Source organism: Magnetococcales bacterium, assembly GCA_015228935.1.
Classification (GTDB): domain Bacteria; phylum Pseudomonadota; class Magnetococcia; order Magnetococcales; family DC0425bin3; genus HA3dbin3.
The window spans coordinates 25,160-35,484 of the sequence record JADGCO010000018.1; the positions used below are offsets into that span (position 1 = coordinate 25,160).

Below are 10,325 nucleotides of genomic sequence, written 5' to 3' on the forward strand. Positions count from 1 at the left end.
TTGATGCTCTACACCCGGACCCTGTCGAGCGTGGTGCAGCCCTTCGTCGAGTGTGCGAGCTGCCACGATCCCCACAACGACTCCACCTCTGGAGCTGCACAGGTGGCCTTCCTGCGGCGTGACAACTCTTCCAGCCAGGTGTGTCTGGCCTGCCACAATAAATAATCGGTATCTCTCTCTTCCTGAAACAGGAAACAAGTATGCCGGGCGGATCGAACCGCCCGGTTTTTTTTCTGTCCGGGGTCGAAAATTGATCCGGTTTCTGGTAGTGAATATGCTTCGGACTGTATGGAGCCGGTTGCAAAGCCCGCATGATTGCCAATCCTGCACTCATCGATCGATCATTTTTGACAAGTTGCATGGTGTTGCAGGGGTGGGGTGACGGCAATCAGGGAGATGCAATTGCCTCTGGAGAGACACTGAAAGGGGCAGGTGATCATGGGAATCGGAAGAAAATTCGGGTTGCTGTTACTGGTCCTGGTGTGTGGCTGGCAGGTGTCGCCTGCTGTCGCTGCGCCTGAGGATTCGGGTAGAACACCGGCAAACCCAGCGCCGGACAGGGATGACCTTCCATTTGCCACGGTGGGAGATCAGGTCATTACCGGAAAAAAATTTCGTGAGGCCATGCAGGAAGGCGTCCGGCAAAAATATTATCACTCCAAGGTCCCTGAAAACGAGTTGCCCAAATTTCAGCGGGAAATCGGCGATAAATTGATCGATCGCACGCTGCTGCTGCAAGAGGCCAAACGGCGTGGTCTCACCCCAAACCAGGAAGCGGTCAAAAAAACCCTGGACGGTTACGATGCGCGGTACAAGGATTCCAAACCCTGGCAGGAAAATCGGGACAAAATGATCCCGGCCCTGCGCCAGGAGCTGGAAGATCGGGACCTGTTGGCCAAAATTGAGAAAGCAACCCGCGATGTGCCGCCTGCCTCACCCGATGCCGTGCGAGCCTACTACGATGCCCATCCAGACAAGTTTACCGCGCCCATGGACCAGAAAATTTCGGTCATCATGCTCAAGGTGGATCCGGGTGCCGGGGGCAAGGCCTGGGAAGAAGCCATGCAAAAATCCAAGGAAATTGCCCAGGATCTGAAAAAAGGGGCTGATTTTGCGGAAATGGCCCGTCGGTACTCCCAGGACCCTTCTGCAGCGAATGGCGGCAAGATGAAATTCATTCACAGAGGCATGCTGGCCGATACGGCCCAGGCGGCTCTCGACAAAATCAAACCAGGAGAGATTACGGATCCGGTCCTGGTCCTGGAGGGGGTGGCCATCATGCGTCTGGATGCCCGGGAAATGCCGGAGAAGATGCCTTTCGAGAAGGCCAGGGAGCGGGCCAGCAAACGGCTTGCCCAGGAGGATGCGGACAAGGCCTGGGACAATCTGAAAAAAGAGTTGCGGGCCAAAACCAAAATCACTCTCGATACCTCGTTCTATCTGCCCCTGCCCAAGGAAGGGGAGGGGGAGAAGGAAGCCGATCAAGCCGGGCAGACCGGGAAGGGGGAGAAGTCTGACAAAGCGGGAAAGGCTGACAAGGTGGAGAAGTCTGACAAAGTCGAGAAAAAAGAGAGCAAATGAACGCGATGGAAAAGCGACCCTTGGGTTGACGGGATGTCTTGGATATGATCGCCAACGTTGGAAACACAGATGCATGATTCCGGTAAGGTGGACGTCTAGCGGATTGGCGGGTGAAAAAGACCAGATCAGTGACCGTCCGGGTTATCCTGGTTCATCTGTTTTGGCTTGAGGGCGTTTATCCAACGACAGCCAATGCGGAGCTTCAGTTGTGGCCCGTGCGCTTCAAAGCCCAGTTCACTCCGTGGCGTGTCTGGGGTGATACGGGGTTTATGTTCAACAGAAACCTGGTCAAGGACAAGCCCGCCGTTGCCGGACGCCAGATACTGACCAATCTGAACCTGAGTCGGGGAAGTCAGGGGTATGTCTGGAAGCCCTGGCTCCTGAAATGGGAAAGCCAAATGAATGTCGGAATCAACTCCCAGTTGAATCTGGTGGATGCCAGCCCGAATCCGAGCGATGCCAGCACGGAAGCCTTGGCACGGACCATGGGTGGCAGCCTGAATATTCAGGTGGTGCCGGAGAGTCGTTTTCCGTTTCGGGCCAACTATGACTACAACAACGCCGACTCGTCGGAAGGAACCGCCGGTGGCCAGGGAGGCAATCGCCAGAAACTGAGTCTCTCCCAGGATTATCGAAATCTGGAACGGGACAGCCAACTGGGTGTACGGCTCGATCTCAGCCGTGACATGAGCGGTACCAAGAATATTTCCGGCTTTGAGGGCATTTCCATTCCCTCGGTGGGCAAGATCACCAATGATTCAAAAACACAATCGATGAGTGTGAGTTGGAACAAACGTTTGACCACCCAGACCGTGGACGTGTTTGGCAAGATGGACAATGCCAACAACTCAACCCAGGATACCATCGTTCGCTCCCGGGACAAATCGGTGGTGCTGCGACATGACTACACCGGCGGGCCGAGCATTTCGGTCAACTCGATGGGCAGTTGGAGTCTGAGCGATATTCAAAACACCAACATCAGTCCAATGGGCCGTCAGGACTCGTTGTGGAATTCTCAATGGGAACAGATCAACAATTCCATCTTCTGGCGCCCGGAGGGAAAATCCTATTCTGTGGTCAGCACTTCCCGTGTTTCGCAAAATACGACTCTGACCGATTCAGGAGCCGGAACCGAAACCAGTTCGAATTCCGGAACGGACGGATCGACGGGATCGGCGGATACCAATGGGGAACGGATCGCCCGTCTGCTCAACTCGAATCTGGGCCTCAATTATCAATTTTCCCCGGCCTGGAACCTGAGCGGCCGGGTGGCAGGCAACAGCCAGGAAACCATTCAGGGGAATAAGACAGCCTCGCAGATGGATGCCACGCAATCCGTGCAAACCTCCTATTCACCGGACCGGATTCTCCTGGGACCCCTGATCTATAATTGGTCAACATCCGGGGCATTCGACAGTTCCGAGCGGCAGGCACGCAAGCCGAAAATGTCCATGTCGGAACGCATCGGACACAGCCTGGCCTGGCAGAAGGAGACAGGACCGGCAGGGTTTGTGGAAGTATCCTGCAATCAGAAGGGATCGGCATCCCATGTCAGCCAGGCGGTGACCCTGTGGAATATCGATCACAGCGGTACCCTGCGCTGGGATGACGATCGTGGCGAAAGCCGTACCTACACGGAACTGACCCTGACCGATACCCGTACCCTGGGCGTGGATCCCGGGTACAATCAATTGGCCAACGTGCAGTTGTCCCGCAGCGGCATGGTGGGCAAGGGTGCCACCTGGAAAGGAAATTTCTCGACCCAGTGGAGCTTGCGTGGCAGCGATGGCAAGAGTGATTCCAAAAAATATTCCCGGGGGGAACTTTCTCTGGCTTATCCCGATCTGCTGCGCATACCTGGTCTGCGCTTCATTTCGTCATTGGCAATCGATGTGGACAATCAATATTTGCCCATGGGCAACCTGATTGGCAACGCCGGTCTGCGGGAAAGCCGGCAATTCTGGAATCGGCTGGATTACCAACTTGGCAAAATCGTGGTTGGTCTGAATGTTGGGGTGCAGGAAACAGATGGGTGGCTTCAGGATGATTATCAGAGAAACACCGTCATCATGTTCGATATCAGACGGTATTTTGAAACGGTCTTCTGAAATTCAGATGGGAGGGAACCGGTGAAGGTAAAACGTATGACGTTGGGAAAAAGGATCCGTTGGGCCGTCATGGCAGGGGGGTTGGCCCTGCTTGTGAGTCTGCCCGCCGCAGCGGAATATGGCGATGTGGTGATCAACAATCGGTCGGATGGGGCCGGGATGCGACCGGCAGTCTTTCCGCACTGGTTTCACCGCATCCGTTTCCGGTGCAAGGTGTGCCATGCCGATCTGGGATTCAAGTTCCAGGCCGGGGGGAACGACATCAACATGTTGAAGATCATTGATGGCCAATTCTGCGGTGCCTGCCACAATGGCAACATTGCCTGGGCCGTGGACAACTGCGATGTGTGCCACTCCGGCAAGCCCGGTACGCCAACCCAGGTGCATGGCAGCACGGTGCAAAAACTCCTGGGTGGACCGGCAGCCGCGACGCCCCAACAGGGAGGAAAGAAATGAGCGGACAGATCATTCCACGGCCCCTGGTGGCCTTCCTGGCAGTCGTCTTCGTTGCGGTCGGCATCATGGCTGAGGCCGGCGCGGAGACCCCCGCCGGCAATGTGAACAGCTTCAACCGGTTGATGCGCCCCAAATCCGAACGCAATCCACCACCGGATCTGGATGGCATTCACGATCCGGCCAATCAGGGCACCTTTTTGCTGCAAAAGCCGCTGGAAGCCTTCCAGTCGATGGATACCTCCCTGAACGCGGGAAATTATGTCAACTGGGTCAACTCCCTGAAAAACAAAAAAATCAACCCGCGCTGGGACCGGAACAATCCCCAGGAAGAGGCCCTGGTCTTCGACCTGGACATCGTGCGGGAAGTGAAGGGAACCATGCCGGATGTGGTCTACCCCCATGACCGGCATACGATGTGGCTGGATTGTTCCAATTGCCATCCCGACCTGTTTATTCCCCAGAAGGGTGCCAATCAAATCAGCATGGCGCAAATCCTCATGGGACAAAAATGCGGGGTTTGTCATGGCAAGGTGGCTTTCCCGGTCTCGGAGTGTCGTTTGTGCCACTCCAAGAAAAAGCCGGAAGGTGGTGCCGCCAAGGCCGATGCCAAGAGGTAGACCCGTGACCGGGGCAGAAGGAGTTTATATGTTTTCGGCTTGCAGGGGAGAGAGGATGATCATGACAACCATGCTGGCATCCGGCATCATGGCCGGCTGGCTGGCGGTCATGCCTGGCGTTGCGGGGGCGGAAGATGTTGTCCAAACCAACAAAGCCGACCGGGTTTTGTATCAACAAAAATCACTGCTCGTCGATCAGATTCTGACTCAACCGGACCTGGCCAAACGGGTTGTGGGAACAGATGCCCAGCCGTTGCTGGAACAGGCCAGGCAGAGTCGCGATCAGGCCAGGCAGGCCATGGAGAGCAACAAGGCCACCGAGGCCCGTACCCTCATGGATCAGGCCCTGAAATTGGCCCTGGATGCCTCCCGGCGCACCGTGCGTCCGGAAAGCCAAGCCTGGTTGCAGCGTGCCCGTTATGACGATCTCTCCCTCGCCGTGGGCAATCTGGTGGAGGCCTATCAACGGCATTTGGAGCATGCTGGAAAAAATGCCAATTCGGGGTCGCCGGCCCGGATCCGTCAAATGCTGGTGGATGCCCGCCAGTTGACCACCCAGGACAAATACCAGGAGGCCAATGCCCTCCTGGAAGATGCCCGCAAACAGGTGGTGGCAGGATTGAAATCCCTTCTGGACAGCAAATCCCTGGTCTACGAATTGAAGTTTGCCTCTCCCGAGGAGGAGTACAAGTACGAGATGGGCCGGTCGGAAAGTTTTCAGGCCTTGCTCCGGATGACCTTGTTGGCCGGCGAAAAAAATTTGCCGGGCCAATCCCGGCAACGGGATGTGGAAGAGTTCATCGCCCGCAGCCAGACCTTGATGGATACTGCCAAACAGCAGGCTGGTCAGGGGGCATTCAAGGATGCCGTCAGCAGCCAGGAAAAGGCCAACATGGAGCTGGTCAAAGGATTGCGCATCCTCGGAGTATCCCTGCCCTTCTAGTTGGAACACCATAAACAGACACGGAGCATGGTTTCATGAAATCGGTTTTGTCACTGGGGGCTTTATTGACCCTTTCTTTGTTTCTCAATGGTTGCCAGACCCAGTCCGGGGGTGGCGAGACGCCCCAGGCCGCTGCCGCGCAGGTTCCAGAGGCAAGGGCACCGGAGTCGTCTGCATCCGTCAGCCGGAATGCCGACCAGGCGGACAAAAGCAGCCCGACGCAACGCCGCGCCGAGACATCCGCGCCGGCTGCGGCTGGCAATGTCAAGGTCACGGTTCCCGAGGGGAACAAAAATTATAAATTGGGCCAGGGCCCTGATGCCGTCCAGGCCCGGTTGAATACGGTCACGACCCTGATTGAAAAATCTTCCGGGGCACGTCTGATCTCCTCCAGTCGGCAACCCGAGGCCGAGGCCTATCGCGAAGAGGCGCGTACCCTGCGCAATCAGGCCGAAGAAGCCTTCAAGAAAGGGGATCATGCCGGTGCCCATGCCCTGTTGGGCAAGGCCACCCAGGCTATGTTCGAGGCGGTGCGCAAGGCGGATGGCGGGGCGACCGTCCGCGAAAAGCAACATGTCGATTTTGATCGCCGCAAGGAGAGTGTCAAAGTCCTCCTCGGAGCTTTCAAGAGGATCAGTCAAGAGAAAGGCAAAGGGGGGGAGGGGATCGGCCGGGTGGAATCCTTGATGCAGGAGGCCACGACCCTGCAACAGAGCGGCAAGCTTGACGAGAGCCGCGCCAAGCTGGATGAAAGTTACATCACCGCCAAAGTGGGCATCGAAAAACTCCGCAAAGGGGATACCCTGGTTCGTTCCCTGCATTTTGCCACCAAGGAAGAAGAGTATCATTACGAGGTTGACCGCAACGATACGCATCAGATGCTCGTCAACATGCTGCTGAAAAACCAGTCGGAAAGCGTGCGCAAGGATGCGCAGGCCTCGGTGGAGAGGGCACAGGCGTTGCGCAAGGAGGCCGAAAAACTGGCCGAAGGACGCGCCCATGAAAAAGCCATCGAAACCCTGGAACAGTCCACCAAGGAGCTGGTCCAGGCCATTCGCAAGGCGGGTATTTTCATACCGGGGTGATGCGCATGGTATTCAACGACCCAGCAGCAAGATCCGGAACAGACGCGGCCCGTCACCGGGCGGGCCGCGCCGCCTTGTTCATGATCGTCACCGGATTGATCCTGTTTTTTTCTCCGGTTGCGATGGCCGGTGAAAATGACAACCGCATCTGGAAACCCCTGGAAAAAGATGGTTTGCATGATCCGGATGGACCTGCCATCAAGGAATTGCAGCAACCCAATCAGGCCATGACCGCCTTGCCGGCAGATGTGGTGGGCAATCAAGTGCGTTGGGTCGAGGCCCTGAAAAACGGCTCCATCAAACCGCGCACCAATATCATGCCGGATACCAGAATTCAGGTTTTGGACCTGGATCTGATTTATGGCAACACGGGGGATAACCCGTTTGTGTTGTTTCCCCACCGCCAGCATACCGAATGGCTGGATTGTGCCAATTGCCACGAGGAGTTGTTCAAATCCAAATTCGGGGCCACGCCCATCAAGATGATGGACATTCTGGGAGGGCAATACTGTGGCCGGTGCCATGGTGCCGTGGCCTTTCCCCTGACCGAATGCAAGCGCTGTCACAGTGTGGATCCGGATACTTTCCGGGGCAAATTTGGTTCACAGAATCCCCAGGTTCAGGTGCAGGATCCGCAAGGCAAGGGCCAGGGTTCGGTTCCAGGCCAGGGATCCAGCCCGGGGCAGGGTTCCGGTCAGGGACAGAAGCAGGGCAAAAACAAGAAATAGACTCAGACCGGTTGCCAGACAGAGATTTCAGGAGTTTATCGACAATGCAATTTTTTGGTCGTCATACCTTGTTGAAGGCCGGCATGGCGGGGCTCCTGTTGTTGTCGCCATTGGCGGATCTCCAGGCGGAATATGGCGATGTGGTCCTCAACTCCCGGTCGGAAAAGGGGGGGGTGCGACCGGTCATCTACCCGCACTGGTTTCATCGCATCCGTTTTCGCTGCAAAGTGTGCCATCACGAATTGGGCTTCAAGATGCGGGTGGGTGCCAACGACATCAAAATGGTCGATATCATGGATGGCAAATTTTGTGGCATGTGTCACAATGATCAGGTTGCGTGGGGTCTGGAAAATTGTCACCGTTGCCATTCCGGTCTGCCCGGCCTGGCAACCGGAATACGGGGGGGTCATGCCTCCACCGGGCCAGGGGAGTATTGAAGCCGGTGGTGGTCATTCCGGAAGGAGGAAGCAGCCATGTCGCCCAGAAAAATGGTTTTGTTGGTCGTCGCCCTGCTGAGCGGCAGTGTTCTTGCCGTCAGTTGCGCAGACGTTCCGCATGTCATGCGCATGGGGGTGGAAGAACAGGCAACGGATAAACTGCCTTTGTGGCCCAATCAGCCTGAAATTCCCCGCTACCGCTTTGCCGGACAATTGACCGGATGGGAAAATTTTCGCATCGCCGAAGAGGAGGTGCCCAAAGGGTTGCGCAAGGCCGCCTTCTTGATCGTGGGACTGGATCCGGAAACCGGACTGGCCCAGGAAAATGCCCGTAAAAGCTTGCGCCGACCCCAGACAGGTCTGGTGGACGCCGCCGGTCGCATCCTCATTACCGACAGCGGGCATCGCGGCGTGGTGGTTTTCGACCAGCCAACGGGAAAATTTTATCTCTGGCAGAAGGCGGATGCCGTCAATCTCTTCTCCTCACCGGTGGGTATCGCCCTGGGCCGTGGCAACGAGTATCTGGTGGCCGATGCCGAATTGGGTCGTGTCGTCCGCCTGGATTCCCAGGGCGAACCGGTGGGTGATTTTGGCCGCGACTACCTGGTGCGTCCGACCGGATTGGCCCGCGATCCGGCCCGCGGGATGGTCTACGTGGCGGATACCCGCAGCCAGAGCATCAAGGTTTTCAGCGATGACGGCAAGCATGTCAAGACGATTGGCGGCCCCGGCACCGAAAACGGCAATTTCAACGGTCCAACCCATATCGCTTATGGACGCAACCGGCTTTATGTCACTGATACCCTGAATGCCCGGGTACAGGTTTTCGATACGGAGGGAGAGTTTCTGTTTGCCATTGGTCGCCGTGGCATCCTGGTCGGGGAGATGGTTCGCCCCAAAGGGGTGACCGTGGATGCCGAGGGCAATATTTACGTGGTGGAGTCCTTCCACGACCATTTGCTGATTTTCAACAAGGATGGCCAGTTTCTCATGCCCATTGGGGGCACTGGCAAGGAAGTGGGCAATTTTTATCTGCCGAGTGGGGTGTGGTCCGATGCCCAGGGACGGGTGTTCGTCGCCGACATGTTCAATGGTCGCGTCACGGTCTTTCAATATCTGGGAGGACAGGGATGACCATCATCGATTCAGGCTGGAGGCTGGAGGCTGGAGGCTGGAGGCTGGAGGCTGGAGGCTGGAGACCGGTTGCTGCCGTGTTGCTGGCCTTGCTGGTCTGGGGTGGTGGGCCTTCACATGCGGATGCGGCACGGACTTCGGATGTGCGCAAGACCAAACACAATCTTTCGGCAACCGACTATGCCGGGGGACCGGTGCGCACAGTCAAGGCGGTATCGGAAACGCAGGTCTGTGTTTTTTGTCATACGCCCCACGCCGGTACCGTGGATGGCACCACACCCGCTCCCCTTTGGAACCGTCGGCTCTCCACGGCAACCTATACCGGTACCTATGAATCCTCCTCCATCGATGCGGATGTGAGCCAATTGCGGGCCGGACCAGGCGGCAGTTCCAAATTATGCCTCTCCTGTCACGATGGAACGTTGGCGGTAGGTTCGGTCAACGTGTTGGGTGGCACGCAATCCGCCAGCATCAACATGTCCGGCACCGGCACGGCGGGTGTCATGCCGGCGGGCAGCAGCGGAGTCACGACCGGATTTACCCGGAATCTGGGGGTGGATCTCAGCAACGACCATCCCATTTCCTTCACGTTCGATACAAGCGTGGCCAATGCCGACGGTGAGCTGCGGGTGCCACCTTACACGGCTGGTGATGGCAAGTTGATCGTTGCCCAGCGGCAGGCCGGGTCAACCACCAAGCCGCTCCTGCCCCTGGACAACAATCAGGTCCAGTGTTCTTCCTGCCACGATCCCCACATCATGGATTCGGCAGAGGCGACTCCGATCAAGTTTTTGCGGTTGAACCGTTTCCAAAAAGCGGCACCGAGTGGCTCCTCGTTCAATTCAAGCAACGACATCATCTGTCTGGGCTGTCACGACAAGGGCAAAAAAGCCTGGGCGGAATCGGTCCATGCCAACAGCACCGATGCCAATGAAACCTATAAATCGGGTACAGGCAGTGCGGCGGAGCTGCGGGAATTTACGGCCAACATGCAGGTCTGGCAGGCGGCCTGCCTCAACTGTCACGATACCCATACGGTTCCCGGCTCGCGGCGGTTGTTGCGGGAAGGGACGGACAGCACGACGACCCCCAAACAGGGCGGCAACCCGGCCATCGAGCAGACCTGCTATCAGTGTCACACCACGACGGCACAAAGCATCCTGAACAGTGCCAGCAACAATGTGCCGGATATCAAGACCGATTTTACCACGAGCGGCAATCGACGCATGCCTCTGA

11 protein-coding genes are annotated in these 10,325 nt (G+C 57.0%); all 11 read left to right on the forward strand.

The window, feature by feature from the left end:
* Positions 1-165: hypothetical protein (locus HQL65_06650; GenBank protein MBF0135901.1), on the forward strand; the 165-nt coding region annotated here is incomplete at its 5' end.
* 273 nt (positions 166-438) lie between these two features.
* Positions 439-1,581 carry a peptidylprolyl isomerase gene (locus tag HQL65_06655; protein MBF0135902.1) on the forward strand — a complete coding sequence of 381 codons (1,143 nt, stop codon included), beginning with the start codon at positions 439-441 and terminating at the stop codon, positions 1,579-1,581.
* A gap of 269 nt (positions 1,582-1,850) precedes the next feature.
* Positions 1,851-3,689 (forward strand): hypothetical protein, encoded by a 1,839-nt coding sequence (locus HQL65_06660; GenBank protein MBF0135903.1) that lies wholly within the window; start codon positions 1,851-1,853, stop codon positions 3,687-3,689.
* A gap of 36 nt (positions 3,690-3,725) precedes the next feature.
* Complete coding sequence (locus tag HQL65_06665) at positions 3,726-4,145, forward strand: hypothetical protein (protein ID MBF0135904.1); 420 nt, start codon at positions 3,726-3,728, stop codon at positions 4,143-4,145.
* A complete protein-coding gene (locus HQL65_06670; GenBank protein ID MBF0135905.1) occupies positions 4,142-4,762 on the forward strand; it encodes a cytochrome c, class I in 621 nt (206 codons plus the stop codon). The genes HQL65_06665 and HQL65_06670 overlap by 4 nt, the downstream gene beginning before the upstream one ends.
* Positions 4,763-4,823: 61 nt before the next feature.
* Positions 4,824-5,705, forward strand: a complete 882-nt coding sequence (locus tag HQL65_06675) for a hypothetical protein (protein ID MBF0135906.1) — start codon at positions 4,824-4,826, stop codon at positions 5,703-5,705.
* Positions 5,706-5,740: 35 nt separating this feature from the next.
* Complete coding sequence (locus tag HQL65_06680) at positions 5,741-6,790, forward strand: hypothetical protein (protein MBF0135907.1); 1,050 nt, start codon at positions 5,741-5,743, stop codon at positions 6,788-6,790.
* Between the two features lie 80 nt (positions 6,791-6,870).
* A complete protein-coding gene (locus HQL65_06685) occupies positions 6,871-7,518 on the forward strand; it encodes a hypothetical protein (GenBank protein ID MBF0135908.1) in 648 nt (215 codons plus the stop codon).
* Between the two features lie 44 nt (positions 7,519-7,562).
* The gene (locus HQL65_06690; protein ID MBF0135909.1) at positions 7,563-7,955 is read left to right on the forward strand and encodes a hypothetical protein; all 393 of its coding nucleotides are present in this window, start codon (positions 7,563-7,565) and stop codon (positions 7,953-7,955) included.
* Between the two features lie 165 nt (positions 7,956-8,120).
* Positions 8,121-9,089, forward strand: coding sequence for a 6-bladed beta-propeller (locus HQL65_06695; GenBank protein ID MBF0135910.1), 969 nt, complete (start codon positions 8,121-8,123; stop codon positions 9,087-9,089).
* Positions 9,086-10,325, forward strand: a 1,240-nt coding sequence (locus tag HQL65_06700) for a hypothetical protein (protein MBF0135911.1), incomplete at its 3' end; no start/stop codon positions are given. The genes HQL65_06695 and HQL65_06700, both read left to right, overlap by 4 nt.